The 25,310-nt window shown below is 69.3% G+C and carries 29 protein-coding genes; 12 read left to right on the top strand and 17 right to left on the bottom strand.

What is annotated here, in order from left to right; all coding sequences use genetic code 11:
• Window positions 1-4 precede the first annotated feature (4 nt).
• Complete coding sequence (locus tag BM109_RS26850) at window positions 5-601, bottom strand: thiamine pyrophosphate-dependent enzyme (protein WP_093349601.1); 597 nt, start codon at window positions 599-601, stop codon at window positions 5-7.
• On the bottom strand, window positions 601-1,137 hold the full coding sequence (locus BM109_RS26855; RefSeq protein WP_093349604.1) for a thiamine pyrophosphate-binding protein: 537 nt from the start codon (window positions 1,135-1,137) through the stop codon (window positions 601-603). The genes BM109_RS26850 and BM109_RS26855 overlap by 1 nt, the downstream gene beginning before the upstream one ends.
• 109 nt (window positions 1,138-1,246) lie before the next feature.
• Here BM109_RS26855 and BM109_RS26860 point away from each other — a divergent pair, with 109 nt between their 5' ends.
• A complete protein-coding gene (locus BM109_RS26860; RefSeq protein ID WP_093349606.1) occupies window positions 1,247-2,179 on the top strand; it encodes a LysR family transcriptional regulator in 933 nt (310 codons plus the stop codon).
• Between the two features lie 6 nt (window positions 2,180-2,185).
• Here BM109_RS26860 and BM109_RS26865 read toward each other — a convergent pair whose 3' ends face one another.
• The 14 genes from BM109_RS26865 to BM109_RS26930 all read right to left on the bottom strand — a co-directional run bounded on the left by BM109_RS26865 (window position 2,186) and on the right by BM109_RS26930 (window position 14,412).
• Window positions 2,186-3,190, bottom strand: coding sequence for a 5-oxoprolinase subunit C family protein (locus BM109_RS26865; RefSeq protein ID WP_093349609.1), 1,005 nt, complete (start codon window positions 3,188-3,190; stop codon window positions 2,186-2,188).
• The gene (locus tag BM109_RS26870) at window positions 3,183-3,884 is read right to left on the bottom strand and encodes a 5-oxoprolinase subunit B family protein (protein ID WP_093349611.1); all 702 of its coding nucleotides are present in this window, start codon (window positions 3,882-3,884) and stop codon (window positions 3,183-3,185) included. The genes BM109_RS26865 and BM109_RS26870 overlap by 8 nt, the downstream gene beginning before the upstream one ends.
• 8 nt (window positions 3,885-3,892) lie before the next feature.
• Entirely contained in the window at window positions 3,893-4,657 is a 765-nt protein-coding gene (locus BM109_RS26875; protein WP_093349614.1) for a LamB/YcsF family protein, read from the bottom strand.
• Between the two features lie 16 nt (window positions 4,658-4,673).
• Window positions 4,674-5,126, bottom strand: a complete 453-nt coding sequence (locus tag BM109_RS26880) for a VOC family protein (RefSeq protein WP_093349617.1) — start codon at window positions 5,124-5,126, stop codon at window positions 4,674-4,676.
• A gap of 3 nt (window positions 5,127-5,129) precedes the next feature.
• Window positions 5,130-5,903, bottom strand: coding sequence for an SDR family NAD(P)-dependent oxidoreductase (locus tag BM109_RS26885; RefSeq protein ID WP_093349621.1), 774 nt, complete (start codon window positions 5,901-5,903; stop codon window positions 5,130-5,132).
• Between the two features lie 13 nt (window positions 5,904-5,916).
• The gene (locus tag BM109_RS26890; RefSeq protein ID WP_093349623.1) at window positions 5,917-7,092 is read right to left on the bottom strand and encodes an NAD(P)/FAD-dependent oxidoreductase; all 1,176 of its coding nucleotides are present in this window, start codon (window positions 7,090-7,092) and stop codon (window positions 5,917-5,919) included.
• A gap of 22 nt (window positions 7,093-7,114) precedes the next feature.
• On the bottom strand, window positions 7,115-7,897 hold the full coding sequence (locus BM109_RS26895; protein ID WP_093349625.1) for an NAD(P)H-dependent oxidoreductase: 783 nt from the start codon (window positions 7,895-7,897) through the stop codon (window positions 7,115-7,117).
• Window positions 7,898-7,930: 33 nt separating this feature from the next.
• Window positions 7,931-8,701 carry an AraC family transcriptional regulator gene (locus BM109_RS26900; RefSeq protein WP_093349627.1) on the bottom strand — a complete coding sequence of 257 codons (771 nt, stop codon included), beginning with the start codon at window positions 8,699-8,701 and terminating at the stop codon, window positions 7,931-7,933.
• Between the two features lie 23 nt (window positions 8,702-8,724).
• A complete protein-coding gene (hutC, locus tag BM109_RS26905) occupies window positions 8,725-9,444 on the bottom strand; it encodes a histidine utilization repressor (RefSeq protein ID WP_057593077.1) in 720 nt (239 codons plus the stop codon).
• 63 nt (window positions 9,445-9,507) lie between these two features.
• Window positions 9,508-10,251, bottom strand: coding sequence for an amino acid ABC transporter ATP-binding protein (locus BM109_RS26910; RefSeq protein WP_093349629.1), 744 nt, complete (start codon window positions 10,249-10,251; stop codon window positions 9,508-9,510).
• Window positions 10,252-10,266: 15 nt separating this feature from the next.
• Window positions 10,267-11,406 carry an amino acid ABC transporter permease gene (locus tag BM109_RS26915; protein WP_093349631.1) on the bottom strand — a complete coding sequence of 380 codons (1,140 nt, stop codon included), beginning with the start codon at window positions 11,404-11,406 and terminating at the stop codon, window positions 10,267-10,269.
• Window positions 11,407-11,421: 15 nt separating this feature from the next.
• Complete coding sequence (locus BM109_RS26920) at window positions 11,422-12,297, bottom strand: ABC transporter substrate-binding protein (RefSeq protein WP_093349634.1); 876 nt, start codon at window positions 12,295-12,297, stop codon at window positions 11,422-11,424.
• 70 nt (window positions 12,298-12,367) lie between these two features.
• Complete coding sequence (locus BM109_RS26925) at window positions 12,368-13,327, bottom strand: Bug family tripartite tricarboxylate transporter substrate binding protein (protein WP_256222794.1); 960 nt, start codon at window positions 13,325-13,327, stop codon at window positions 12,368-12,370.
• A 134-nt stretch (window positions 13,328-13,461) separates the two neighbouring features.
• Complete coding sequence (locus tag BM109_RS26930; protein WP_256222796.1) at window positions 13,462-14,412, bottom strand: TauD/TfdA family dioxygenase; 951 nt, start codon at window positions 14,410-14,412, stop codon at window positions 13,462-13,464.
• A gap of 499 nt (window positions 14,413-14,911) precedes the next feature.
• Here BM109_RS26930 and BM109_RS26935 point away from each other — a divergent pair, with 499 nt between their 5' ends.
• The 10 genes from BM109_RS26935 (at window position 14,912) to BM109_RS26980 (ending at window position 23,798) form a co-directional block, all read left to right on the top strand.
• Window positions 14,912-15,553 carry a GntR family transcriptional regulator gene (locus BM109_RS26935; RefSeq protein WP_093349641.1) on the top strand — a complete coding sequence of 214 codons (642 nt, stop codon included), beginning with the start codon at window positions 14,912-14,914 and terminating at the stop codon, window positions 15,551-15,553.
• A gap of 55 nt (window positions 15,554-15,608) precedes the next feature.
• Window positions 15,609-16,523 carry a LysR family transcriptional regulator gene (locus BM109_RS26940; protein WP_093349644.1) on the top strand — a complete coding sequence of 305 codons (915 nt, stop codon included), beginning with the start codon at window positions 15,609-15,611 and terminating at the stop codon, window positions 16,521-16,523.
• 266 nt (window positions 16,524-16,789) lie between these two features.
• Entirely contained in the window at window positions 16,790-17,641 is an 852-nt protein-coding gene (locus tag BM109_RS26945) for a transporter substrate-binding domain-containing protein (protein WP_093349647.1), read from the top strand.
• Window positions 17,642-17,693: 52 nt separating this feature from the next.
• Complete coding sequence (locus BM109_RS26950) at window positions 17,694-18,443, top strand: amino acid ABC transporter ATP-binding protein (protein WP_093349649.1); 750 nt, start codon at window positions 17,694-17,696, stop codon at window positions 18,441-18,443.
• Window positions 18,444-18,464: 21 nt separating this feature from the next.
• Window positions 18,465-19,145 carry an amino acid ABC transporter permease gene (locus BM109_RS26955; protein ID WP_093349652.1) on the top strand — a complete coding sequence of 227 codons (681 nt, stop codon included), beginning with the start codon at window positions 18,465-18,467 and terminating at the stop codon, window positions 19,143-19,145.
• A gap of 21 nt (window positions 19,146-19,166) precedes the next feature.
• A complete protein-coding gene (locus tag BM109_RS26960; RefSeq protein ID WP_057593062.1) occupies window positions 19,167-19,853 on the top strand; it encodes an amino acid ABC transporter permease in 687 nt (228 codons plus the stop codon).
• A 45-nt stretch (window positions 19,854-19,898) separates the two neighbouring features.
• Window positions 19,899-20,834, top strand: a complete 936-nt coding sequence (locus BM109_RS26965) for an N-carbamoyl-D-amino-acid hydrolase (protein WP_093350154.1) — start codon at window positions 19,899-19,901, stop codon at window positions 20,832-20,834.
• A gap of 20 nt (window positions 20,835-20,854) precedes the next feature.
• Complete coding sequence (gene hydA / locus BM109_RS26970) at window positions 20,855-22,366, top strand: dihydropyrimidinase (RefSeq protein WP_093349654.1); 1,512 nt, start codon at window positions 20,855-20,857, stop codon at window positions 22,364-22,366.
• Window positions 22,363-23,052: an aspartate/glutamate racemase family protein gene (locus tag BM109_RS26975; RefSeq protein ID WP_093349657.1), complete on the top strand. Its 690-nt coding sequence runs from the start codon at window positions 22,363-22,365 to the stop codon at window positions 23,050-23,052. The genes hydA and BM109_RS26975 overlap by 4 nt, the downstream gene beginning before the upstream one ends.
• The gene (locus BM109_RS26980; protein WP_093349660.1) at window positions 23,049-23,798 is read left to right on the top strand and encodes a cysteate racemase; all 750 of its coding nucleotides are present in this window, start codon (window positions 23,049-23,051) and stop codon (window positions 23,796-23,798) included. Before BM109_RS26975 ends, BM109_RS26980 begins: the two co-directional genes overlap by 4 nt.
• A 42-nt stretch (window positions 23,799-23,840) precedes the next feature.
• Here BM109_RS26980 and msrA read toward each other — a convergent pair whose 3' ends face one another.
• A complete protein-coding gene (msrA, locus tag BM109_RS26985) occupies window positions 23,841-24,593 on the bottom strand; it encodes a peptide-methionine (S)-S-oxide reductase MsrA (RefSeq protein ID WP_093349663.1) in 753 nt (250 codons plus the stop codon).
• A 344-nt stretch (window positions 24,594-24,937) separates the two neighbouring features.
• Here msrA and BM109_RS26990 point away from each other — a divergent pair, with 344 nt between their 5' ends.
• Window positions 24,938-25,273, top strand: coding sequence for a DUF305 domain-containing protein (locus BM109_RS26990; RefSeq protein WP_093350157.1), 336 nt, complete (start codon window positions 24,938-24,940; stop codon window positions 25,271-25,273).
• Window positions 25,274-25,310: the final 37 nt, after the last annotated feature.

A 25,310-nucleotide genomic window follows, 5' to 3' on the forward strand; every position in this document is an offset into this window, starting at 1 on the left:
CCCGTCAGAAGGGCTGGAAACCCAGCGCGGCGCGGAAGCGGTTCTTGATGTACGAACCGTCGCGCGGCGGCAGCGCGCGCGGCGGTTCGTTGGCATCGATGAAGACCTGCGCGAAGGTGGTCTGCCGGCGCGCGTTGATGCGCTCGGCCAGGTCCTCGCAGGCATCGATGCTGCTCACCGAGAACGCATCGGCGATGCCGAAGCCCCTGGCCACTGCCACCAGGTCGGCGCCCAGGCTCGAGTGGCTGCGCTGCATGCCGGTCTCGCCGAAATGGCCGTTGTCGAGCATCACGATGCTGAGGTTCTTCGGCTGCTTGACGCCGATGGTGCCGAGGCTGCCGATGCCCATCAGCTGCTCGCCGTCGCCGGTGATGACGACCACCGACTTGTCGCGCTGCGCGAGCGCCAGGCCCAGCCCCAGCGAGGCGGCGCCGCCCATGGCGCCCCACAGGTAGTAGTTGCGCTCGCGGTCGCCGCTGGCGAACACGTCGTAGGAGGCCGAGCCCAGGCCCGTGACGATCAGGGCATCAGGGATGGCGGCGATCAGCTTTGCCACGAATTCGCGGCGGTCGGCGCGTTGCGCCGGAGTCTTCGTGTTCATCACTTGCGCTCCCACTTCTTGCGGCCGATCAGTTCCTGTCCCAGCAGCACGGCGACCTTCTCGCCGGCCTCGAAGGCGGCATCGAAGCCCGCGCTGACGACCTCCTCGACCTCCTCGGGCTTCGAGGCGCGCAGCACGTGGATGCCCATGAGCTCGAGCGCAGCCTGCGTGGCCTTGCCCATCGGGCCCTGCCAGGGATTGAATTCGGCGTATTCGCCACGCATGGTCACGAGCGTGAAGAACGGGAAGTCCGCGGCCTGCAGCAGCGAGAACATGTTCACGCAGTTGCCCACGCCGCTGCTCTGCATCAGCAGCACGGCGCGCTGGCCGCCGAGCCAGGCGCCGCTCACCAGCGCCACGCCCTCCTCCTCGGTGGTCAGCACCACGTCCTCGATGTCGGGGTCGGCGATGGCGCTGCGGATCACGTGCGAATGGCCGGCGTCGGGCACGTAGGCGATCTGCCTGACGCCGCCCGCCTTGAGCACGCGGAAGGCGGCCTGCTGCCAGTCGGGCGCGGCCTGGGTGGTCTGGTTCATGAATCGGGGTGGGTTGGTCAAAGTGCCAGAAATCATAGAATTTGATGCCTGGGAATGTGAAATAGAAATTCGAGATTCCACGATCACGTTTGTGCATGGAGGCAGCCACATGGACCTGAAGCAACTGCGCGCCTTTCTCACGGTGGCCGAGACCGGCAACGTCACGCGCGCGGCCGAGGTGCTGCACCTCGTGCAGCCCGCGGTGTCGCGGCAGATCCGCCTGCTCGAGGAAGACATCGGCGCGCCCCTGTTCGAGCGCGAGCGCCATGGCATGGTGCTGACCGACGCGGGGCTCGCGCTCGTCGGCTATGCGCGCCGCGCGCTGCTCGAGCTGGACCGCGCCCGGGCCGAGATCGGCACCGTCGACAACAGCATCGGCGGGCTGGTCACCTTGGGGCTGCTGCCGAGCACCATCGACATCCTCTCGAGCCCGCTGGTGGCGACGCTGGCGGCCGACTACCCGGGCATCCGCGTGCGCATCGCGATGGGCTACGCGGGCACGCTGCTGCGCTGGCTCGAATCGGGCGAGGTCGATGCCGCGCTGCTCTATGGCGCGGAACGTTCGCCCAACATCCAGACCACGCCGCTGATCGAGGAGGCGCTGTGGGTCATCGGCCCGAAGAGCAGCAAGCTGCGGCCCGACCGGCCGGTGGCGCTGGCCGAGCTCGCGGGCCACAAGCTGGTGCTGCCGAGCGCGCCGCACGGCATCCGCACGCTGGTCGAGCATGCCTGCGCCGTGGCCCAGGTGACGCTCGACCTGTCGGCCGAGACCAACGCGCTGAGCGTGCAGCGAAGCCTGGTGCTCGGCGGCCATGGTCTGACCATCCTGCCGCCGATCGCGGTCGCGGAGGACCTGCGCACGCAGAAGCTCAAGGGCGCGCCGCTGGCCGATCCCGGCATCAGCCGGACCATCGTGCTGGCCCTGCCCGTCAACCGGCCGATCGCGCGCCATGTGCGCTGCGCGGTCGACGTGCTCACGCGGGAGGCGCGGCGCGCGATCGATGCCGGTGCCTGGCCCGAGGGGCGCTGGCTCGGCGCCTGAGGCGCGCTATGCGAGCACGAAGCCGCTGATCAGGTTCTCGGCCATCAGGCGGCTCGGCAGGCTGCCCGGCGGCTGGGCCATCTCCTGCAGGAGGCGGCTTCTCGGCGGCGCTTCCAGGCGCACGAGCCGGATCGCCTCGGCCGGTTCCACGGCCTGGAAGCGCAGCACGTCGCCGGGCCGAAGCTGCGACAGGCCATCGAGGTCGCAGGACAGGACGGTGGCGATCTTCGGATAGCCGCCCGTGGTCTGGTGGTCGGCCAACAGCACCGAGGCCACGCCGTCGCCACCGACCTGGATCGAGCCGCGCACGATCGGTTCGGAGGGAATGGACAAGGCATCCTTCAAGGACAGCGTCGGCCCCGCGAGGCGCATGCCCATGCGGTCGCGGGCGGGCGTGACCGAGAAGCCCGCGTCGAGGAGCGCGGCGACGGAGGCGGCCTCGAAGCTGTCGGTCTGTGGCCCGAGCACGACGCGCACGAGCGGGCGCGGACCGGCCAGCGCGGGCGCCGTGCGGTCGCCCTCGCGCTCCTGCACGACCCGCGTGTCGCGCAGCACGATCTCGGCACCGGGCACCAGACTGCCGCCGCCGAGGCCCGATGCCGAATGCGTGGCGCTGTGCCCGGCCCAGCGCTCGCACACCGGCTCGCCGCAGAACGCCAGGTAGGCCCAACTGCCCCAGCGGCCCGGGCGGATCGACAGCGTGTCACCCGCGCGCAGCGTTCGCACGCACCACGAACCCGTCGCTGCGCTCGAATGGCGGACCTGGAACTCGCCACCGGCGATGCCGCAGCTGACCTCGCCCGCCTCGCACAGCAGTTCCAGCCCGCCTAGGGAGATCTCGATCGCGGTGGCATCCGCCGGGTTGCCGAGCGCGACATGGGCCGCGGCATGCGCGAGCCGGTCCATCGGGCCCGAGGCAGGCACGCCGAAGCGCAGCATGCCCGGTCGGCCGCCGTCCTGGTACGTGACCAGCGGGCCGCAGGCGCGCACGCGCAGCCTGGCCTCAGCCATGGCTTTCGTTCTCCAGCCTTGCCTCGTACTGCGCGCGATCGATGCGCTTGAACTTCACGTGGTCTCCCACGCCGAAGAGAAAGGGCGCGCCCTCGTCGCGCGTCAGGATGCGCGTGGGCGAGCGGCCGACGATCGACCAGCCCGTGGGCATCCGCAGCGTGGTGACGAGGCATTGCGGCCCCGCGATCAGCACGCTGCCCGCGGCGATGTCGCGCAGGGCCGCGGGCTTGCGTGGTACCTGGATCTCCGGCGGTACGCCCGACATGTAGGCATAGCCCGGCGCGAAGCCGTACATGCGCACCCGGTAGTCGCCCCGCAGGTGGAGGTCGATCACCGCGTCGATGCCCAGGCCCGCGGCTTGTGCCACCGCTTCGAGGTCGGGCGCGAAGTCGTCGTCGTAGCAGACCTCGACCTCGCGTGCTTCTCCCGCCGGCAGGCCGGCCGGCGGATCGCGCTGCAGCGTCTCGGCCGCCTCCCGGATCCGCGCGTGATCGGTGACCAGCGGATCGAAGACGACCAGCAGGCTGACGAAGGCCGGGATGCATTCGAGCAGGCCCTCGGGCGGCGCATGGGCCAGGGCCCGGTCGAGCGCGAGCACCGCGGCGCTGGCCGGGTCGGCGATCGCGTCGCCGAAGGACACCAGCAGCGAGTGGTCCGCGACCGGCGTGTAGCGCGGCCATTCGGGGTTCGGCATCGGCGTGCCTACTGCTGGTCGAGGAACGAGGCCAGCACGATCCCTTCGGCCGCCAGCCGCTTGCGGATGTGCCGCGCCATCTCGACCGATTCGGCGTTGTCGCCATGGACGCAGACCGAGTCGGCCTTCAACGCGATCGGCGCCGCGCCCTGCACCGGCATCCTTCCGGTTCGCACGAAGCCGATCAGCCGGTCCGCGGCTGCCTCGGCATCGTGCAGGACCGCGCCCGGCTGGCCGCGCGGCACCAGCTGGCCATTGGGCAGGTAGGCGCGGTCGGCGAAGATCTCCGAGAAGGCGCGCAGCCCCTGCGCGCGCGCGGCCTGCTCGAGGCAGGTGCCCGAGATGGCGAGGACCGCGAGCGTGGGGTCGACCTTCTCGAGCGCCGAAACGATGGCCTGGGCCACCCCCATGTCCGCAGCCGCGAGATTGCCGAGCGCGCCATGCGGCTTGACGTAGCGCACCTCGGTGCCCGCGAGCCGGGCCATCGCCACCAGCGCGCCGAGCTGCGCCGCGACCATGCGGCCGATCTCGGCGGGCGGCATCGGGATCACGCGCCGCCCGAAGCCCTCGCGGTCGTTGTAGCCCGGATGGGCGCCGACGTTCACGCCGCGCTCCGCCGCCAGACGCAGGGTGCGGTACATGGTTTCCGCGTCGCCCGCATGGCCGCCGCAGGCGATGTTCGCGCTGGTCACGCAGTCGAGGATCTGCGCGTCGTCGCCCATCGTCCACGGGCCATAGCCCTCGCCCAGGTCGGAATTCAGATCGATCCGCATGGCCCGCTCCTCGCTGCTATTTGCCCGGATGGTGGGTCGCCCGCGTGAGCAGCGTGACGCCCGCGCCCTCGGCGCTGTCGTAGTAGGTGAAGCCCGTGCGGTTCGCGCGGCGCCCGCGCATCAGCACCGGCAGGCCCAGCGCCGTGGCCTGCGCCTGCGCGGCATCGGCGTCCGGCACCTCGAAGCCGACGTGGAACACGCCCTCGCCCTTGCTGTCCAGGTGCAGCCGCTGCGGCGTCGGCTCGTCGCCGGGCTGGCACAGCTGGAGCTGCACGGTCGGCAGGTTGCACACGCGGTACTTGAGCGCGAGGAAGCCGGGCTTGCTGGGCGCCTCGAGCTCCTCGTATTCGGCCAGCGGCGGGTATTCGGTCCAGGGGCCGATGCCGATCGACTCGTAGTAGGCCTGCGTCCGGTCGATGTCGTGCACCACGATGCAGAGGTGATGGAGCTTGGCGAAGGGATGCGTCATCGCTCAGCCCTTGACCGGGACCACGTAGTTCAGCACGCGCCGGCCGCCATCCACGTACATGGTTTCGCCCGTGATGTAGGAGGCATCGTCGCTCGCCAGGAAGGCGACGACCGAGGCGATCTCGGAGGGCTGGCCATAGCGGCCCAGCGGCGTGCGCGAGAGGATGGCATGGTTGCCCGCGCTCTGCACGAAGGCGCCGGCCACCATGTCGGTCATGATGGTCCCGGGCCCGACGCCGACCACGCGGATGCCGTGCGGCGCGAAGGCCACCGCCGCGGTCGAGGTCACCTGGTTCATGCCGCCCTTGGAGATCGCGTACGGCGCGACGTTGGGATTGGCCAGCCCCGAGTTGATCGAGGACATGTTGATGATCACCCCGCCCTTGCCGCGCGCGACCATCTCGCGGCCCGCCGCCTGGGTGCCGTAGAAGGCGCCCTTGAGATTGACGTCGAGCACCCGGTCGAGCATCTCCTCGGTGACGTCGAGGAACTCCACCACCGGCGCGATGCCGGCGTTGTTCACCATGATGTCGAGGGTGCCGAAATGCCGGACCGCCGCCTCGACCAGGCCGACCACCTCGCTCTTCTTCGAGACGTCCGCGCGCACCGCGAAGACGTTGACCGCCGGGCCGATCTCGGCGGCCGTCTTCTCCAGGGTCTGCGCATCGATGTCCGACACGACCACCTTCGCGCCCTCGGCCAGAAGCCGCTCCGCCGTCGCGCGCCCGATGCCGCGCGCGGCGCCCGTCACCACTGCCACCTTGCCTGCCAGTCTCATGGCGATCTCCTTTTCAGTAAACGATGGATTCGAACAAGGGCGTGGCGCTGCGGATGCGCGCCCAGCCCAGGGGACTCATGTCGATGCTGCGGAACGCACCCGTCGTGATCAGCTCGGCCACGCCGCGGCCGACCGCCGGCGCGTGCATCACGCCATGGCCCGAGAAGCCGGTCGCGAAGATCAGGTTGCCGAGTTCGTCATGCGGGCCGACGACGCCGTTGTGGTCGAGCGTGTTGACCTCGTAGTGCCCGGCCCAGGCGCGTTGCAGACGCAGTTCCTCCATGGCCGGGATGCGCTTGGCGAGCAGGGGCCAGAACAGCGACTCCATCAGGTCGTGGTGCGGCTCGAAGTCGCCGTCGGCATCCCCGTCGATCTCGGCCGGGGGCTGGATGCCGCCGATGAAGCCCTCGCCTTCGGGCCGGACCCAGATGCCGCTCGAGTCGAACAGCATCGGAAGCTCGCTCGCCTTGAACGGCGTCTTGAACGAGAACACGGTGCGCTTCTTCGGCACCACCGGCAGCGCGATGTCGAGCAAGGCGGCCAGGCGGCCAGAGAGCGCGCCCGCGGCCAGCACGCAGAAGTCGCAGGCGAGCACTTCGCCGTTCGACAGCTCGACACCGCTCACGCGCGCGCCGTGGGTGCGGAAGCCGCTGGCCGTCGCCTCCACGTAGTCCACACCGAGCCGACGCGCCGCGCGGCGCACTTCCGACAGCAGGCTCCAGGCATCGAACCAGCCTTCGTGCTGCACGCCCAGCGTTCCGATGCCGACGTCGCCGAAGTCCACGCCCGGATAGCGCGCGGCCAGCTCGTCGGGATCGAGCACCCGGATGTCGGCGCCATGGCTGCGCTGCATGCGAACGGCTTCCAGCCGCTGCGTGACCTGGTCGTGGCCGCCGAGGATCAGGTAGCCGCGCTCGCGGTAGCCGATGTCGGCCTGGTCGCCGAACACGGCCTTGATGTCGCGGAACATCTGGGCGCCGTACAGGCTCATCCGGATGTTCGCGGCCGTGCCGAACTGCGTGCGTATCGAGGCCGCGGACAGCGCCGTCGACGAGAACTGGTACGAGGCGTCCTTCTCGACCACGGTGATCGGTCCCGCGAAGCCGGCCTGGCGCAGCGACCAGGCGCAGAAGCTGCCGATGATGGCGCCGCCGACGATGACGACGCGGGGTGTGTTGGAGGAGGACATGCGGGTTTCCTGCACAGGACGTTCAAGCATGGGCCGATGCCGAGGCCTCGAAGCTCTGCCCGGCGCGCGGATTCCACTGCACGCCCGAGCGCGCCACCACGCCCGGCTTGAGCCGCTGCGATTCGTCGTAGTCGCTCCAGGGATGGAAGAACAGCGGCTCGATGCGCTCGATGCCGCGCAGGCGCTCGGCATGGGCGTCGAGGCAGGTCTGGCGCTCCTGCGGCGACAGCCGCGCGGGCATCCAGGCGGCGAAGGGCGGCAGCACCGTGAAGCCGGTATAGGCCAGGATGCCGTTGTGGATCGGCCAGAGCACGTGATGGAGATCGCCGTCGATGCCGTTCGGCTCGTAGAGCGTGGAGGCGGTGCCCGTCGTGATGCTGAGCATCGCGCGCTTGCCCTTGAAATGCCCGGTCTCGTACTTGCGCCCCGCCGAGTAGGCAAAGCCGCGGCTCAGCACGCGGTCGACCCAGCCCTTGAGGATGGCGGGCATCGAGAACCACCAGAGCGGGAACTGCAGCAGCACGAAGTCGGCCGCCTGCAGCTCCGCCTGCTCGGCCGCCACAGCGGGGTGCTGCGTGCCGGCCGCGAACGCATGCTCCTGCTCTCGCGAGAGATCCAGGTAGTCGGCGTTCGCGCGCCCGCCCTCGAAATCGCCGGGGCCCAGCGCCGGGTTCCAGCCCATGCGGTAGAGATCGCTGACGACCACCGAATGGCCCATGCGCTCGAGTTCGCGGACCGCGACGTCCTTCAGTGCGCCGTTGAACGAAGCGGGTTCGGGATGGGCATAAACGATCAGGCAGTTCATGCCGCGAATTCTGAGCGCCGGGCTCAGGCGCAGCTAGAACGTACGGCGCACCGGGTTGCGGTTTTCTGCATAGTCGCGGCGCGAGGCGCGGTACTGCGCCGGCGTCATGTTCGTCGCCACCTTGAACTGGCGCGAGAAGGCGCTGTGGTCGGCATAGCCGCAGGCGGCCGACACCTCCGTGATCGAGGCCGGCGTCTCCTCGAGCAGCTGGCAGGCCTTGTCGATGCGCTTCTTCATCAAGAGCTGCTTGGGCGTCACGTGGAAGACCTCGAGCACCAGGCGCGCCAGCGTGTCCATCGACACCGAGGCATGCGTCGCCGCCTCGGCGATCAGCACCGGCCCATCGAGGCCCGCATCGATGAAGTCGAGAAAGCGCCGCAGCCGCCGGTAGCTGTGATGGCGCTCGTTGGGGCGCGGCAGGTCGCGCGACAGCCCGGCCAGGCCGACGATGCGGCCGTCGGCATCGAGCAGCGGGAACTTGGAGCTCAGGCACCAGTAGCGGTCGCCGCGCCAGGTCTGGTACAGGCGCAGCAGCTCGCGCATCGGCCGGCCGCTGTCGATGACCTCGAGGTCCTGCGCCACCGTGCTGAGGCCGCTGGCCGGGAACAGCTGGTCCGCGGTCTTGCCCACCACGCTCTCGCCGTCCTGCAGGCCGGCGCGGTCGATCAGCGTCTGGTTGGCCCAGAGGTAGCGGCCCTGCTGGTCCTTGACGTAGAACAGCACGTCGGGCAGCCGGTCGAACAGGGTCTCGATCAGCCCGGGCGTGCGCGTGAGCCACGCCTGCACCTGTTCGTCGAGTCGCATCGCGTGTCCTGGTCCGGCGGGCTTCAGGGCGAGGGCCGGAACCGGCTGCCCAGGCTGTAGCGCGAGGCCGGGTTCAGGCAGCGCACCCAGGTCACGGGCACCTCGCGCAGCCAGGTGCGCCGCGTCAGCTGCAGGCAGGGCTCGGTGGGCTTCATCTCGAGGATGCGCGCCTGCTCCGCCGTCGGCATGACGGCATCGACCACGTGCTCGACCAGATCGGCCTGCACCAGCGAGAGCAGGTATTCGCCCGGCGTGATGTCCGAGAAGTCCTGGTCGAGGAAGGCCGGCGCCATCTTCGGGTTGACGTAGCGGTCCTCGAGCTGCACCGGCACGCCGTTCTCGAGGTGCACGCTCTGCAGCCGGAAGATCGACTGCCCCGGCAGCATGTTGAGCCAGGCCGCGATGTCGGGCGCGGCCGCCACCCGCTCGCGCGACAGGCCGCGCCACCGGTGCTCGTGGCCGCGGGCCCGGATCTCGCTCGCGATGTTGGCGATCTGCAGCAGCGTGGACTGCGGCTTCTTCTCCGCCACGAAGGTACCGACCCCCGCCACGCGCACGATCCGGCCCGCGTTCGCGAGCTCGCGCAGCGCCTTGTTCACGGTCATGCGCGAGACGCCGAACTGCGTGACCAGCTCCAGCTCCGAAGGCAGCCTCTGGCCCGGCTGCCAGGTGCCGTCGAGGATGCCCTGCGTCACATGGGCCTTGATTCGCTCGTGCAGGGTCGTCGTCATTCCCTCGAGCATGCCACGGCCGCCCTCCTCGTCCGGAGCGTCGCGGCGCGGCCGGCGGGCGCTTCGGTCGCTCATCTAGATGCGCTTCGCCTCTCGGATGCTGCGCAGGAACGAACGGGTCCGGTCCTGTCGTGGCTCGCCGAAGATCTGCTCGGGCGGTCCCTCCTCGCAGACGACGCCGTCGCACAGGAAGCAGACCTTGGACGAGACCTCGCGCGCGAAGCCCATCTCGTGCGTGGCCAGCAGCATGGTCATGCCTTCGTTGGCGAGGTCGCGCACGATGTTGAGCACCTCCGACACCAGCTCGGGATCGAGCGCCGAGGTGATCTCGTCGAGCAGCAGCACCATCGGGTCCATGGCCAGCGCGCGCACGATCGCCACGCGCTGCTGCTGGCCGCCCGACATGCGGTCGGGATACTCCCTGGCCTTGTGCGCGAGGCTGAAGCGCTTGAGCAGCGCCATCGCGCGGTCCTCGGCCTCCTCCCTCGACTGCTTGAGCACCTGGATCGGCGCCAGCGTCACGTTCTGCAGCACGGTCATGTGCGGGAACAGGTTGTAGCCCTGGAACACGATGCCGATGTCGCGGCGCAGCGAGTTGACGTCGACGCCCGGCCCGGTGATGCGGTCGCCGTGCACGCGGATCTCGCCCGCGTCGATGGGCTCCAGGCCGTTGATGCAGCGCAGCAGCGTCGACTTGCCGGAGCCCGAGGGACCGATCAGGCTCACCACCTGATGCTCCTCGACCGCCATCGCCAGCCGGTTGAGCACCGGCAGCTCGCCGTAGGACTTCGAAATTTCGCGGATCTCGATGAAGGACATGTGTGGGGACTCGGTTTATGCGTTGCCAGCGCGCATGCGGGCGCGATCGCGGCGGGCCATGCGCTCCACGAAGCGCGTCTGCGGGATGGAGATGACGATGAAGAGCAGCGCGACGGTGGTCGCGGCCGACAGGTTGTAGTAGTTGGAGGCCACGATCATCGATTGGTTGAAGGAGTCGACCACCCCGACCACGTTGACCAGCGCGGTGTCCTTCTGCAGCGCGATGAAGGCATTGAGCAGCGGCGGAATGATCTGGCGCACGCCCTGGGGCACGACCACGAAGCGCAGCGTCTGCATGTGCGACAACCCGAGCGAGCGCGAGGCGGCCGTCTGGCTCCAGTGCACGCTCTGGATGCCCGCGCGGTAGATCTCGGCCACGTAGGCCCCGACCGTCAGCGTCAGCGCGATCACCACATAGGTCGTGAGCGACAGGTCCTTGAGGATGGGCACGCCCGTCAACGGCAGGCCGAAGCCGACCAGGTAGATCACCAGCACCGCGGGGATCGAGCGGAACACGTCGACATAGGCGGTGGCAATGAAGCGCAGCGGCTTGCCGGCGGCCCCGGGCGCGAACATGGCGAGCGCCACGATCAGGCCCCAGACCAGCACCAGCACCTCGGCGATCAGGAAGATCTTCACGTTGACCCAGAACGCATCGAGGACCAGCGGGAAGGTCTTCACGATCAGCGGCACCAGGAAGAAGGTCTTGGCGACCGCCTGGTTGTTGGCCAGCAGGAACTGGAAGCCCAGCACCACGAGGAACTGCGCCAGCGTGTGGCCGAGCGCGATCCAGCTCTGCACGCAGGCGTCGGAGCGCTCGATGCGCGCCGCCACGATGTCCATGCGGCTCGCCGCCGCGCGCACGCCGCGGCAGCGCTGGAAGGCGCGCCACAGCGGCCGGACCACGGCCAGCGACGCGAGCGCCAGGACCCCGGCCCCGGCCGTGATCCACCAGCCGTCCCAGGCGCTGCCCCGCAGGGCCTCGCGCAGGGACTGCAGGGTGTACCAGCTGGCCGCGACGACCAGGATCACGCCCGCCAGCGCGAAGAGGAAGAGCATCAGCGGCACCTTCGGCATGCCTCCGATGTTCAGGCGGCGCTCCTGCCCCGCGACGGGCGAAGGCAGGCCGGCGGACTGCTGCGTTGCACTGTTCATGGTCGGATCTCGGTCTCAGGGATTGAAGACGGGCACTTTGGTGGGATCGGCGCCGAGGCTGGGCGTCAGGTACTGGTTCGCCAGGCGCGCGAAGGTGCCGTCGCGCTTCATCTCGTCGATCAGCTTGTTGAAGGTCGCCATGTTCTGCGAGTCCTTGTTGACGAGGCCGCCCCAGCGCTCGCCCGTGTCGTAGCGGCCGACCACCTCGAACAGGCCGTTCGACTGCTTGGCGCGCGCCAGCAGGTTGGGCGTGTCGTAGAGCACGGCATCGACCTGGCCGGCCGCCAGCGCCGCGTACATCGCGGCCGCCTCGGCGAAGACCTTGGGCTGTTCCACCGGCTTGACGTTGTCGGCCAGGTAGCCAAGGATGGTCGTGCCCTGCTTCACGCCGAGGCGCAGCTTCTTGATGCTCTCCTTGTCGACCTTGACGCCGGCCTTCACCAGGATGCCCTGGTCCGAGCTGAAGTAGGGCTCGGTGAAGTTCACCACCTTCTTGCGCTCGTCGGTGATGGTGATCTGGCTCAGCGCGATGTCGAAGCCCTGCGCCTGGCCCGTGAGGATCTGCGCGAACGAGCGGTTCACCACCACCACCTTGTCGAGGCCGGCGCGGTAGGCCATGTTGGCGGCCATGCAGTATTCGAAGCCGTCCTTGATGGTGTCGATCGAGTCGCCGTTCCACCAGCCCGGCGAGGGCAGCACGGGCCGCACGGACAGCGCGCCCGGCACCACGGTCTCGAGCTTCACCGAGCCGCGCTGGCCCGTGACTTCGCACTTGCCGTAGTCCGGTGCCGCGGAAGCCGCGAACGAGGCGGCGCTCACGAGGAGGGCCGCGAATACCGAGGCGATCGGCCTGGCGTGGGAGGTGGTTCGCTGGCGCTGGGGGGATTTCATGTCGGGGCTCCGTTGGGTTGGTTGGAATCGAGGGGAAAAAGCGGTCCGGGTGGCGAGAGATGCGTGGTGTTCAGGGCGTGACTTCGATGCGGTGGTCTTGAATGATCCGGGCCCAGCGGGCGGTCTCCTTGTCGATGCCGGCCTGGAACTCGGCCGAGGACATCGGCACGTAGATCAGTCCCTGCGCGGCCAGCAGCTTCTGGATCTCCGGCGTCTGCGCGGCATCGCCATAGGCCTTGTACAGCTTCGCGACGATCGCGGCCGGCGTGCGCGCCGGCGCGATCAGCGCATACCAGGACAGCACCGGATCATCGAGCAGGCCCAGCTCCTTGAGCGTCGGCACCTCGGGGAACTGCGCGACGCGCTCCGCCGTGGTGACGGCCAGCGGTCGCAGCTTGCCGGCCTTGATGAAGGGCTGCAGGCTCGACAGCGTGTCGAAGGTGGCGTGCACGTCGCCCGCGATGACCGCGGGCAGCGCTTCGTTGGTGCCCTTGTAGGGCACGTGGACGATCTGGATGCCGGCCTTGGCGTTCACCAGCTCGAAGGTCAGGTGCGCGGGGCTGCCGAGTCCCACCGAGGCGAAGTTGTAGGCGCCGGGCTTCGCGCGCGCCGCCTCGACCAGCTCGCGCGCCGACTTGAACTGCGAGGTGGCCGGCACCACCAGCACCAGCGGCGAGGCGGCGAACATCGCGATCGGCAGCAGGTCCTTCTTCACGTCGTAGGGCATCTGCTTGTAGAGCACCGGATGGATCGTCAGCGGCCCGAGGTTGCCCATGCCGACGGTGTAGCCGTCGGGCGCCGAGCGCGCCACGTCCGACACGCCGATGCGGCCCGCGGCACCGGGCTTGAAGTCCAGCACCACCGGCTGCCCCAGCGCCTGCCCGACGCGGTCGTTGAACGCGCGGGCGATGGTGTCGTTGAGTCCGCCGGGCGGCCAGGGCACGACGAAACGGATCGGCCGGCTCGGCCAGTCCTGCGCCGAAGCCGCACCGGCCGTGCAGGCCAGGAACGCCACGGCCAGCCATCGCATCCATCGATTCATAGAAACCTCTAGAGAACTCATGCAGGTTGCAGAAGGCAGCACTCCTTGGCGAAGGAGTCCTGCAGCGAAGAGAAAGACCGAGAGCCCGGGCCCGCGCGGGCATCGGGCGGCGCGGTGCCGCTTCAGACCGGCAGCGCCGCCGCTGGCTGCGCGATGCCGCCGTGCGGCTTGCCCGAACCGACATCGCCCCACAGCACCGCATGGTCGGGCGGCAGCGCGCGCGAATTGGGTACCGACAGCCACAGCCGCATGAGCATGCGGTCCTCGCCGGTCTGCACGTTGTCCTTGAAGGCCGTGCGGCCGTGGTAGATCACGTGGTTGTTGAGCAGCTGGATGTCGCCGGGCGCGAAGCGCATCTCGAAGCATTCCTCCTCGGCCACCGCCATCAAAAGCTGGATGGCTTCGTGCTCGGCCTCGCCGAGCTTGCGCACGTCGGGCAGCATCTGCGCATTCTCGATGTAGGTCAGCGAGAAGTGGCTGGTGAGCTTGCCATCGCGCACGCCGAAGATCGGCAGGTCGTAGGCCACGTGCTCGCCACCGGCTTCCTCGCCGAAGCGGCTGCGCGGAATCGGCCTGCACAGCAGCGCATGCAGGTCGGGCCGGCGCTCGAGGATGCGGTTGTAGACGGTGGCGCTGCTCGCGAGCTTGCTGACGCCGCCCTCGGAGGCCTGGCGCACGCACAGCAGCCCGACCACGTCGCAGCGGTCGGTGTGGAAGCGCAGCTGTCCCGGCGACAGCGTGCGCGCGCCCGATGAGAGGAACTGCTTGCCGTGCTCGTCGACGGTCGCGCCGTAGAGCTTGGCACCGACGCCCATCCCTTCGTCCTTGATCTCGCGCATCACCTCGCCGCGGTAGTTCTGGTACATCGGCGTGCCCAGGTGCGCGCCCAGCGCGTACCAGATCCGGCGCAGCTGTTCCTGCTGGTAGCGCCCGACCTCGAGGCCGCGGATCTTGACCATGCCCGAGCCGTTCTCGAGCTCCTCGCGCACCTCGTCGAAGAAGGGCTTGGCATCGGGCAGCGGGAAGTTCTGGCGGTCGATCCTGCGCCAGTCGAGGCCCTCGGTCTTTTGCAACGCAGTATCGATTTGATCCAGAACGACGGCGGGAAACTGTTTGACCCACCGATGGTTTTGGCCCATCTCGGCACCCGACCAAACGCAGGCGCCGCTCAGATAACTCGACTCGGACATGAACTCTCCAGAAAGATGATTGGGCTTTGTCTACTGATGTATAGACAGGTACAGATGTTAGGCAGCCATTCGCTTCCACCGCAACGGGCACGAGGGCAAATCAAGGGGAAATACCTACAAATGGCTCCATGATTGAATTCAAGATTGGATCCAATGTGGGGCGCAACGCACACATTCAGCGCCTGGCAGGCCCCCTCCGGACTTCGGAAAAGCGGCGAGCAAGAAGCGTTCCAGATTGGATCCAATCCAGGATCTAGGTTTTAACCGCTGCGGCCGCCGCCGGCTATACAGGATGTCCCGGGCACCCTTGCCCAAGGGATCCGAAATGGGATCTTCCGTAGAATCCCCTGCAGTTCATGGCGACGACAACAAGGGAGTTCGAATGGTGGCCCAGGCACCGACCGGCGAGCAGATCCTCTCGGCCGATTCCGTCACGGAATCCTTGCGGCAACTGATCCTGAGCGGCGAACTGGGGATCGGCGTGCAGCTCAAGCAGCAGGCGCTGGCCGAACGCTTCGGCGTCAGCCGCATCCCCGTGCGCGAGGCCCTCAAGCGGCTGGAGGCCGAGGGCCTGATCGAGCACCGCGCCCATGCGGGCTCGACCGTGGCGTCGCAGTCGATCAAGGACCTGGTCGAGGCGCTCGACATTCGCATCGCGCTCGAGACCCGCGCGCTCAAGCTCGCGATCCCGCACCTGCGTCCCGCGCACCACCGCGCCGCGCGCGAGATCATCGCGCGCTACGACGGCAGCGAATCGCCGCAGGAATGGGCCGACCTCAACCTCGAGTTCCACCTGACGCTCTACCGCCCCTGCGGGCGCGACAAGCTGCTCAAGATGATCGAGGAGAGCGTGCGCGGCATCGCGCGCCACCTGCGCGCCCTGCAGTCGCACAAGGTGGGGCGCAAGTCCTCGCAGTCCGAGCATTCGCAGATCCTCAAGGCCTGCATCGCCAAGAACATCCCGCTGGCGGTGGAACTGCTCGAGAAGCACATCGAGCACACGCAGGCGGCGCTGCAGGAATAGGCGCGCGCGGCGCGGTCCCGGTGGCCGGCGCGATGTAGCGCTAAAGTTCCGCGCCATGAATCTGCGTCAAATCGAAGTGTTCCGGGCCATCATGGCCACCGGCTCCGTGAGCGATGCCGCCCGCCTGCTGCATGTGTCCGTTCCCGCCGTGAGCCGGGTGCTCTCGCACACCGAGACCCAGCTCAACTTTCCGCTCTTCATGCGCATCAAGGGCCGGCTGTCGCCCACGGCCGAGGCGCGGCGCCTCTACCACGAGGTCGAGGACGTCTACCAGGGCGTGCAGCGCATCAGCGACCTCTCGCACGAACTCATGGCGCGCCGCTCGGGCCTGATCAGCGTGGTGTCGAGCCCGGGCATCGGCCACATGCTGGTGCCGATGGCGATCGCGCACTACCACCAGGCCAACCCCGAGACGCGCGTGCATTTCAAGTGCCTCAACCAGGACCTGCTGCGCGAGCGCCTGCTGAGCCGTCACTTCGACCTCGGCATCTCGCTCGAGGCGGTGGACCATCCGAACCTCATCACGATGCCGGTCGCGCGCTGCCGCATCGTGTGCATCTGCCCGCACACGCATCCGCTGGCCGCGCGCAACGCGGTCGGCGCGCAGGACCTGCTGCCCTACGACCTGATGTCGTACCCGCGCGGCACGCCCTTCGGCGAACTGGTGCGCCACTTCTTCGCGTCGCTCGACGAGGCCCCGCGCACCATGCTCGAGGTGGGCTCGCCGCAGAACGCCTGCGCGCTCACGCACCTGGGCGCGGGCATCGCGCTGGTCGACGAGTTCTCGCTGCAGGCCTGGCCCGACGCGCGCTTTCGCATCCTGCCGGTGGAGGGCATCGAGCCGCTGGTCGCGCACCTCGTGCACCTGCGCACCGACCCGCTCTCGCCGGCCGCCGAAGCCTTCGTGCGCACCCTGCGCAGCGTGCTGATGCAGCGCGGCCTCGCCGCGCCGCAAGCGCAGGAAGACTGATCGCCGCTGTCGTCGGGCCTGGCGCTCGAAGCCAGGGAATGCCCCAATAGCATGCGCTTCGCACCGCATATAGGCACGCCAAAACATGTCGCACCAGCCCGGGGCCAGGTGTTAACCAGCGCGTAAGGACGCCGCACAAAGCATCAATCGACGCCGCTTTTCTCGCTCGAAATAATTCGTCGCATCGCCACCGCACACCAACGCGGTGCAGTTCGCTCCCCGCGAACCCCGCCGTTTTGATCGCGACTATTTCTGGAGAAAAGCCCATGTTCCGTCACCTCAAGTCCCTGCTGGCGCCGCTGGCCTTCGCCCTCATCGCGGGTGCCGCCGGCACCGCCGGCGCCCAGCCCGCGCCGCTGCGCACCGGCGTCGATCCCAACTTCCCGCCGCATGCCTTCCCCAAGCTCAGCGGCGGCTACCAGGGCTTCAATGTCGAGCTCGGCGAGGAGATCGCCAAGCGCCTCGGCCGCCGCATCGAGATCGAGGGCGCGCAGTACTCGGCGCTGATCCCGGCGCTCAACGCGGGCAAGTTCGACTTCCTGATGGCGCCGACCACGGTGTCGCCCGAGCGTGCGAAGTCGGTGCTGTTCACCGAGGGCTACCTCGAAAACAACTTCACGCTGGTCGTGAAGAAGGAGCGCAACGACATCCAGCGCCTGGAAGACCTCAAGGGCAAGACCATCGCCGTGAACAAGGGCTCGGGCCCCGAGGAATGGGCGCGCAACAACCAGGCGCAGTACGGCTACGAGATCGCCGTCTACGGCACCAACGCCGACGCGGTGCAGGCCGTGATCTCGGGCCGCGGCGACGCCAACCTCGCGGGCGTCACGCCCTCGGCCTGGGCCGTGAAGAGCGCGCCGGCCATCAAGACCACCTTCGTCATCAAGACCGGCTCGGTCTGGGCCATTCCGTTCCGCATCGACGACAAGGCCGGGCGCGACCAGGTGAGCAACGTGCTCAAGTGCATGAAGCTCGACGGCTCGCTGCAGAAGCTGCACACGAAGTGGTTCGGCGCCGAGCCCGCGGCCGACTCGGCCACGGTGGTCTCGCCGGCCGGCCACGGCATTCCGGGCCTGTTCGGCTACGAGGCCACGAGCGCCAAGCCGGTCTGCAAGTAAGCGCGCCCCTGCCCTCCCCGTCCACCCCATCCCCCATCAGCCGAGCATCGCCGTGACGTCCTCCCCGCTCCTGCAAGTCCGCAACCTGCACAAATCCTTTGGCAGCGTTCCCGTGCTCAACGGCATCGACCTCGACGTGCAGGCGGGCGAGCTGGTCTCGGTGATCGGCCCCTCGGGCTCGGGCAAGAGCACGCTGCTGCGCTGCTGCAACCGCATGGAGGACGCGAGCCGCGGCGAGGTGCGCGTGGAAGGCCACGACATCTATGCGCGCGGCGCCAACCTGAACCGGCTGCGCGAGCGCGTGGGCATGGTGTTTCAGGCCTTCAACCTCTACCCGCACCTCGACGTGCTCGGCAACGTGACGCTGGCGCTGCGCAAGGTCAAGAAGATGGCGCGCGACGCGGCCGAGCACAGCGCCATGGAGGCGCTCGCGCGCGTCGGCATGGAGCACAAGGCGCGCGTGCGCCCCACCCAGCTGTCGGGCGGCCAGCAGCAGCGCGTGGGCATCGCGCGCTCGATCGCGCTGAAGCCCGCGCTGGTGCTGTTCGACGAGCCGACCAGCGCGCTCGACCCCGAGATGGTCGGCGGCGTGCTGCAGGTGATGCGCGAGCTGCGCGCCGACGGCATGACCATGGTGGTGGTGACGCACGAGATGGGCTTCGCCAAGGCGGCGTCCGACCGCGTGGTGTTCATGGATGGCGGCGCCATCGTCGAGCAGGGCTCGCCCGCGCAGGTGTTCGAGGCGCCGGTGCATGCGCGCACCGCGGCCTTCATCGCCAGCATCGGCAGCCGCGCGCTCTGAGCGACCGACCGGAAGCGCCGCATGCAGTTCGACAAGCTCGTCTTCACCTTCTTCAACGGCGACATCGCCGCGCGCTACCTGCCCCAGGTGCTGGACGGCGCGCGCGTGACGATAGAGCTGGGCCTGGCCGTGATCGCCGCCGGCCTGGCGCTGGGCATCGTGCTGGCCTACCTGCGCAGCCTGCCGGTGCGCGGGCTGCCGTTGCTGGTGTCCACGCTGGTCGACATCCTGCGCGCGCTGCCGCCGCTGGTGCTGATCATCCTGTTCTACTACGCGCTGCCCTTCCTGGGCCTGTCGCTCGGCGCCTTCGCCTCGACCTGGCTGGCCCTGACGCTGGTGCTCGCGGCCTTCTCCGAGGAGGTGTTCTGGGCCGGCATCGAGTCGCAGCCGCGCGGCGTGATGGAGGCCGCGCGCTCCACCGGCCTGAGCCACACGCAGGCCATGGTGCATGTGCTGCTGCCGCAGTCGTGCCGGCTGATGGTGGCGCCGCTGACCAACCGCGTGATCGCCATCACCAAGGGCACGGCCTACGGCTCGGTGGCCGCGCTCAACGAGATCCTGAACCAGGCCACCTCGGCCACCAGCTTCGCGGGCAATCCCACGCCGCTGATGATGGGCGCGCTGGGCTACCTCGTGATCTTCCTGCCCGTGGTGGTCGCCGGGCGCTACATCGAGCGGCGCCACGGCGCGGGCCGCCACTGACGCCGCCGAACGGAGCCCTCCATGGAACTCATCCTCCAGTACTTCTTCAACCTCGGCGTGGTGCGCGAGGTCGGTCCCTACATCCTGCAGGGCCTGCTCAACACGCTGCTGCTGTCGGCCTGGGTGATCCCGCTCGGGCTGGCGGCCGGCATGGTGCTGGCGCTGGCCGGCTTCGTGATCCGCAACCGGCTGGTGCGCGCGCTGCTCGTGGTCTACATCGACTTCTTCCGCGCCTTCCCGCCGCTGGTGCTGCTGATCTTCCTCTACACCGGCCTGCCCTACCTCGGCATGGAGCTCTCGCCCATGGCCTGCGTGGCGCTGGGCTTCATGCTCAACAACTCGAGCTACTTCGGCGAGATCCTGCGCGCGGGCCTGGAGTCGGTGCCGCGCGGCCAGCGCGAGGCCGCGCTGTCCACCGGCATGGGCCGCCCGGCCAGCCTGCTGTTCGTGGAGATCCCGCAGGCGGTGCGCAACGTGTTCCCCGACCTCGTGAGCAACATGATCGAGGTGGTGAAGCTCACCACCATCGCCAGCGTGGTGTCGGTGCCCGAGATGCTGTATGCCGCGCGCTCCGCGCAATCGATGCTCTACAACCCCACGCCCATCGTGCTGGCCGCGCTGATCTATCTCGCGCTGCTGTGGCCGCTGGTCGTGCTGCTGGGGCGGCTGGAGAAACGCCAGCGCCGCCCGAATCCCAAGGCCGCCTGAGGCGCCTGACCACTACAACCACCAACGCTGATTGAGGAAGCAATGATGACAAGCAAACGTACCCTGGGCCTGGCCGTCGCCCAGATGGGCCCGGTACATCTGGCGGACACCCGCGAGGCGGTCGTGCGCCGCATGGTCGAGCTGATGCGCGACGCCAAGGGCCGCGGTGCCGAGATGGTCGTGTTCCCCGAGCTCGCGCTCACCACCTTCTTTCCGCGCTACTGGATGGACGAGGCCGAGGCCGAGGCCCGCTTCTTCGAGCCGGCCATGCCCAATGCGCAGGTGCAGCCGCTGTTCGACGAGGCGAAGGCGCTCGGCCTGGGCTTCTACCTCGGCTATGCCGAGCGCACGCCCGAGGGCACGCGCTACAACACCGCGATCATCGTGGACCGCGCGGGCGCCATCGTCGGCAAGTACCGCAAGATCCACCTGCCCGGCCATTCCGAGCACAAGCCCGAGGCGCCGTTCCAGCACCTGGAGAAGAAGTTCTTCGAGGTCGGCGACCTGGGCTTCCGCGTCTTCGACACCATGGGCACGCGCTTCGGCATGTGCCTGTGCAACGACCGCCGCTGGCCCGAAACCTACCGCGTGATGGCGCTGCAGAGCGCCGAGGTGGTGGTGCTGGGCTACAACACGCCCTCGCTCAACATCCACTGGAACGAGCCGGTGCACCTGCGCACCACCACGCACCTGGTGTCGCTGCAGGCCAATGCCTACCAGAACGGCATCTGGGTGGCGGCGGCCGCCAAGTGCGGCTCGGAGGACGGCCACCACATGATCGGCAGCTCGGCCATCGTCGCGCCCACGGGCGAGATCGTGGCGCGCTCGCTCACGGAAGAGGACGAGGTGATCTGCGTGAAGGCCGACATGTCGCTGGGCGAATACTTCCGCCAGCACGTGTTCAACTTCGCCAAGCACCGCCGCCCCGAGCACTACCGCCTGATCGTCGAGCGCACGGGCGCGGGCGAGCCGCTGGTCTGAACGCGCGCACGGAACCCCTCATGGACACCACCATCGCTTCGCTGATCGGCGAAGAACCCTTCGACCTCACGATCCGCGGCGGGCGCATCGTCACCGACGGCCGCGTGGTCGAGGGCGACCTCGGCGTGCGCGACGGGCGCATCGCCGCCATCGGCGGCTCGCTGCCGCCGGGCCGCCGCGACGTCGACGCCACCGGCCGCTGGGTGCTGCCGGGCGGCATCGACAGCCATTGCCACGTCGAGCAGCGCTCGGGCATGGGCATGATGTGCGCCGACGATTTCTACTCGGCCACCGTGTCGGCCGCCTTCGGCGGCACCACCACCATCCTGCCCTTCGCGGCCCAGCACCGCGAGATGTCGGTGCCCGAGGTGCTGGCCGACTACAGCCAGCGCGCGGCCGAGAAGGCGGTGATCGACTACGGCTTCCACCTGATCCTGGCCAACCCCGACGACGCCACGCTTTCGACCGACCTGCCCGCGGCCATCCGCGACGGCATCACCTCGCTCAAGGTCTACATGACCTACGACCGCATGAAGCTCGAGGACTACCAGTTGCTCGAGGTGCTCGCGCTGGCGCGGGCCGAAGGCGCGCTGGTGATGGTGCATGCCGAGAACAACGACATGATCCGCTGGATCGCGCAGCGGCTGATCGACCGCGGCCACACCGCGCCGAAGTTCCACGGCGTGGCGCACGACCCGCTGGCAGAGACCGAGGCCGCTTACCGCGCCATCGCGCTGGCGCGGCTGGTCGACGTGCCGCTGCTGCTGGTGCACGTGGCCGGCGGCGACACCGTGGAAGTGATCCGCCAGGCCCAGACCCTGGGCGCCAACGTGCTGGCCGAGAGCTGCCCGCAGTATCTGTTCCTGACGGCGGACGACATGGACCGCCCGGGCCTCGAGGGCGCGATGTTCTGCTGCTCGCCGCCCGCGCGCGATGCCGATGCGCAGGAAGCCATCTGGCGCGGCCTGATCGACGGCACCCTGGCCACCTATTCGTCGGACCATGCGCCCTACCGCTTCGACGAGACCGGCAAGCTGCCCAAGGGCGACGCCACCACCTTCAAGGAGATGGCCAACGGCGTGCCCGGCATCGAGCTGCGCCTGCCGCTGCTGTTCAGCGAAGGCTTTCTCAAGGGGCGCATCGACATCCACCAGTTCGTGGCGCTCACCGCCACCAACCATGCCCGGCTCTATGGCCTGGCACCGCGCAAGGGCGCGATCGCGTTGGGCGCGGACGCCGACATCGCCGTGTGGAACGCCGAGCGCGAGACCACCATCAGCGCCGCCATGCTGCACGACAACGCCGGCTACACGCCCTACGAGGGCCGGACCATCCAGGGCTGGCCCGAGGTGGTCGTGAGCCGCGGCCGCGTGGTGATCGAGGACGGCGCGCTGCATGCCGAGCGCGGCAGCGGCCAGTACCTGCGCCGCGGCGCGCCGGACCTCGCGCGCCGCGCACCGGTGGCGCCCGTGCAGCGCCCGCACGGCCGTGTGCTGAAGGCGCTGATCGGCCTCGGGGAGGACAAGGCATGAACACCGCCGCCAATCCGCCGCGCGTGCGCGTGCTGAACCCGAACAGCAGCGTCTCGGTGACCGAGGCCGTGGCACGCGCCTTCCGCGCCACCGTGCCGCCCGCGCAATGCGACTTCGATTGCGTCACGGCGCACGAGGGCCCGCCGGGCATCGTCACGCAGGACGACTTCGAGCAGGGCGCGCGCCTCGCGGCCGACGACGTGGCCGCGCATGCCGTCGAGGCCGATGCCTTCGTGCTGGCCTGCTTCAGCGACCCCGGCATCGCCGTGGCGCGCACGCGCAGCGAGCGCCCGGTCGTCGGCCTGGGCGAAGCCGGCATGCGCGCCGCCATGGCGCGCGGCGAGCGCGTGGGCGTGATCGCCATCGCCAGTGCCGCCATCCCGCGCCACCTGCGCTACTGGGAAGCGCTGGGCGTGCGCGAGCGCGTCGTGGCCGAACGGCCGCTCGACCTGCCGGTGCACCTGTCGGGCGATGCTGCCCATGCGCTGGCGCCGATGATCGCGGCGGCGCGCCTGCTGGTCGACGAAGACGGCGCCGACGTCGTGCTGCTCGGCTGCGCCGGCATGGCCGAGCTGCGCGCTCCGCTCGAGGCCGCGGTGGGCGTGCCCGTGATCGATCCCTGCGAGGCGGCGGCCGAACTCTCGGCCCGGCTCGCGCGGGCCTGGCGCGACGGAGCCGCCACGTGATCGACGCCGCACCGCGGCGGCTGGGCGTGCTCGGCGGCATGGGCCCGCTGGCCGGCGCCGCCTTCGCGCTGCGCATGGTGCAGCTCACGCCGGCCGACAACGACCAGCAGCACATCCCGGTGCTGCTGTGCAACGACCCCGCCATTCCCGACCGCTCGTCGGCCTTCCTCGGCCAGGGGCCGAGCCCGCTGCCCGGCATGCTGCGCGGCATCGACACGCTGGTGGCCGGCGGTGCCGACTGCATCGCCATTCCCTGCAACACCGCCCACCTGTGGTTCGATGAACTGCAGGCCGCGAGCCCGACGCGGCTGCTGCACATCGTCGAGGCCGTGGTGGAGGACCTGCGCCGCCAGGGCGTGACCGGGGGCAAGGTCGGCATCCTGGGCACGCCCGCGACCATCGCGATGGGCCTGTACCAGCGCCACCTGCGTGACGCCGGCTACGAGACCATCGAGCCGTCGCCCGAAGAAGTGCAGCGCCTGTGCGTGCCAGCGATCGCGGCCGTGAAGGCCAACCGCATCGACGAGGCTTTCGCACCCGCGGCCGAAGGCATTCGCGCGCTGGCGCGGCAAGGCGCGCGTGCCGTGGTGCTCGGCTGCACCGAGCTGCCGCTGGCCGTTCCGGCGGGGCGCCGCGGCGAGTTCGATGTGGTGCTGACCGATTCGATCGATGCGCTGGCGCGCGAGGCCATCGGGCTGATGCGGCCTGCCGATGCGTCGGCTCACGCGTCCATGTCGCGCAGGTAGACCGGCAGATCCATCACGGGCGGCCGGCGTGGACCGGACCGGTCAGCCGGCCGCGCGACTGCCCACCAGCACCGGCGCGGCGCGATAGCGATCCGGGAACACCTTCTTGAGGTTCTCGATCTTGGGCAGGTCGTTGAAGACGATGTACGGCTGCGAGGGATTGCGCGTCAGGTAGTCCTGGTGATAGGCCTCCGCCGGGAAGAAGCGCTTCTGCATCTCGATGGTCGTGACGATCGGCTGGCCGAAGCTCTTCTGCTGCCCGAGCTGTTCGATGTAGGCCTTGGCGACACGGGCCTGCTCCGCGTTCTGCGCGAAGATGGTCGAGCGGTACTGGGTCCCGCGATCGGGGCCCTGCCGGTTCAGCTCGGTCGGGTCGTGGGCCACCGAGAAATAGATCTGCAGGATGCGTCCGTAGCTGATCTGCCGGGGGTCGTAGGTGATGGCGACCGCTTCGGCATGGCCGGTTCTTCCGGTGCCCACCATCTCGTACTGCGCGGATTTCTCGTCGCCGCCGGCGTAGCCGGACACCGCGCTGACAACGCCCTTCACATGCTGATACACGCCCTGGACGCCCCAGAAGCAGCCGCCGGCGATGACCGCGACCTCGGTGGCCGCGGTCGGGGCAGCGGCATCGACCGTGGGCGCGGGAATCACGATGGCGCTTTCGGCGGCCAGGCTGGGCACCAGCCTGAAGGCGGCCACGCCGGCCAGCCCGGCGGCCGCCCACAACGCGGCACGGCGCGACAGGGAGCGACCGGAGGACGCGGGCTCGATGGGTGTCGGGGAATCGTTCATGGGACGGGACCTTTCGTTGATGGGCGTGCGGCCGTGCGGCGCGAGCCGGGCGGGCGCGCCTGTTCCTAGTTCGAACGCATCGCGCCGTCGGTTACAGCGCGTCGCGAACGAACCGGCGAACCTGCGTAAAAGAAAAGTTCGAGCGCATGGAATAAGCGGTCCGCGGCGGCGTCTACGTCCGCAACAACCCTCTCTTTCGAGGACTTTCGATGCTGACGACGACTCCCTCCCGCTTGCGGCGCCCTCGCGCCCTGCTCCTCGGCGCCGCGGCGCTGGCCTGCGCGGCCGTGGCCTTCGGCGCATGGCATGCGCCGCCGTCCGGCAAGGGCGGCGATGCCGGCCTGATGGCCCGGCTGATGGACATCTGCACTTCGCGCGATCCCGCGCAGGCAGGCTTCGCCGCCGAGAACGACGCAGCCATGGCCCGGATGATGGCCGGCATGGACATCAAGCCATCGGGCGACGTGGACCGCGACTTCGCCGAGATGATGATCGCGCACCACCAGGGCGCCATCGACATGGCGCTGGCCGAGCTGCGCCACGGCAGCAACGAGCAGCTGCGCCGCATCGCGCAGGAAATCATCGTCGAGCAGCAGCAGGAGATCGCCGCGATGCGCCTGGCGCTCGACCAGCCGCTGCCGCCTTCCATGCCCGCCCCCACGCAGCCCGCCCGCCCGTAGGCGCCGCCGGGTCCCCCTTTCACTTCCCTTCGAGCAT

It is taken from the genome of Variovorax sp. PDC80 (assembly GCF_900115375.1).
Taxonomy (GTDB): Bacteria; Pseudomonadota; Gammaproteobacteria; order Burkholderiales; family Burkholderiaceae_C; genus Variovorax.

Excerpts from the sequence above, each read along its gene's own strand:
- BM109_RS26880 (WP_093349617.1), bottom strand. The coding sequence starts at position 5,126 with ATGACGCATCCCTTCGCCAAGCTCCATCACCTCTGCATCGTGGTGCAC.
- BM109_RS26900 (WP_093349627.1), bottom strand. The coding sequence starts at position 8,701 with ATGCGACTCGACGAACAGGTGCAGGCGTGGCTCACGCGCACGCCCGGG.
- BM109_RS26990 (WP_093350157.1), top strand. The coding sequence starts at position 24,938 with ATGGCCCGGCTGATGGACATCTGCACTTCGCGCGATCCCGCGCAGGCA.
- BM109_RS26920 (WP_093349634.1), bottom strand. The coding sequence starts at position 12,297 with ATGAAATCCCCCCAGCGCCAGCGAACCACCTCCCACGCCAGGCCGATC.
- msrA (WP_093349663.1), bottom strand. The coding sequence starts at position 24,593 with ATGAACGATTCCCCGACACCCATCGAGCCCGCGTCCTCCGGTCGCTCC.
- hydA (WP_093349654.1), top strand. The coding sequence starts at position 20,855 with ATGGACACCACCATCGCTTCGCTGATCGGCGAAGAACCCTTCGACCTC.
- BM109_RS26960 (WP_057593062.1), top strand. The coding sequence starts at position 19,167 with ATGGAACTCATCCTCCAGTACTTCTTCAACCTCGGCGTGGTGCGCGAG.
- hutC (WP_057593077.1), bottom strand. The coding sequence starts at position 9,444 with ATGCTCGAGGGAATGACGACGACCCTGCACGAGCGAATCAAGGCCCAT.
- BM109_RS26855 (WP_093349604.1), bottom strand. The coding sequence starts at position 1,137 with ATGAACCAGACCACCCAGGCCGCGCCCGACTGGCAGCAGGCCGCCTTC.
- BM109_RS26945 (WP_093349647.1), top strand. The coding sequence starts at position 16,790 with ATGTTCCGTCACCTCAAGTCCCTGCTGGCGCCGCTGGCCTTCGCCCTC.
- BM109_RS26850 (WP_093349601.1), bottom strand. The coding sequence starts at position 601 with ATGAACACGAAGACTCCGGCGCAACGCGCCGACCGCCGCGAATTCGTG.
- BM109_RS26955 (WP_093349652.1), top strand. The coding sequence starts at position 18,465 with ATGCAGTTCGACAAGCTCGTCTTCACCTTCTTCAACGGCGACATCGCC.
- BM109_RS26895 (WP_093349625.1), bottom strand. The coding sequence starts at position 7,897 with ATGAACTGCCTGATCGTTTATGCCCATCCCGAACCCGCTTCGTTCAAC.
- BM109_RS26940 (WP_093349644.1), top strand. The coding sequence starts at position 15,609 with ATGAATCTGCGTCAAATCGAAGTGTTCCGGGCCATCATGGCCACCGGC.
- BM109_RS26975 (WP_093349657.1), top strand. The coding sequence starts at position 22,363 with ATGAACACCGCCGCCAATCCGCCGCGCGTGCGCGTGCTGAACCCGAAC.
- BM109_RS26870 (WP_093349611.1), bottom strand. The coding sequence starts at position 3,884 with ATGCCGAACCCCGAATGGCCGCGCTACACGCCGGTCGCGGACCACTCG.
- BM109_RS26965 (WP_093350154.1), top strand. The coding sequence starts at position 19,899 with ATGACAAGCAAACGTACCCTGGGCCTGGCCGTCGCCCAGATGGGCCCG.
- BM109_RS26890 (WP_093349623.1), bottom strand. The coding sequence starts at position 7,092 with ATGTCCTCCTCCAACACACCCCGCGTCGTCATCGTCGGCGGCGCCATC.
- BM109_RS26885 (WP_093349621.1), bottom strand. The coding sequence starts at position 5,903 with ATGAGACTGGCAGGCAAGGTGGCAGTGGTGACGGGCGCCGCGCGCGGC.
- BM109_RS26910 (WP_093349629.1), bottom strand. The coding sequence starts at position 10,251 with ATGTCCTTCATCGAGATCCGCGAAATTTCGAAGTCCTACGGCGAGCTG.
- BM109_RS26925 (WP_256222794.1), bottom strand. The coding sequence starts at position 13,327 with ATGCGATGGCTGGCCGTGGCGTTCCTGGCCTGCACGGCCGGTGCGGCT.
- BM109_RS26860 (WP_093349606.1), top strand. The coding sequence starts at position 1,247 with ATGGACCTGAAGCAACTGCGCGCCTTTCTCACGGTGGCCGAGACCGGC.
- BM109_RS26915 (WP_093349631.1), bottom strand. The coding sequence starts at position 11,406 with ATGAACAGTGCAACGCAGCAGTCCGCCGGCCTGCCTTCGCCCGTCGCG.
- BM109_RS26865 (WP_093349609.1), bottom strand. The coding sequence starts at position 3,190 with ATGGCTGAGGCCAGGCTGCGCGTGCGCGCCTGCGGCCCGCTGGTCACG.
- BM109_RS26935 (WP_093349641.1), top strand. The coding sequence starts at position 14,912 with ATGGTGGCCCAGGCACCGACCGGCGAGCAGATCCTCTCGGCCGATTCC.
- BM109_RS26875 (WP_093349614.1), bottom strand. The coding sequence starts at position 4,657 with ATGCGGATCGATCTGAATTCCGACCTGGGCGAGGGCTATGGCCCGTGG.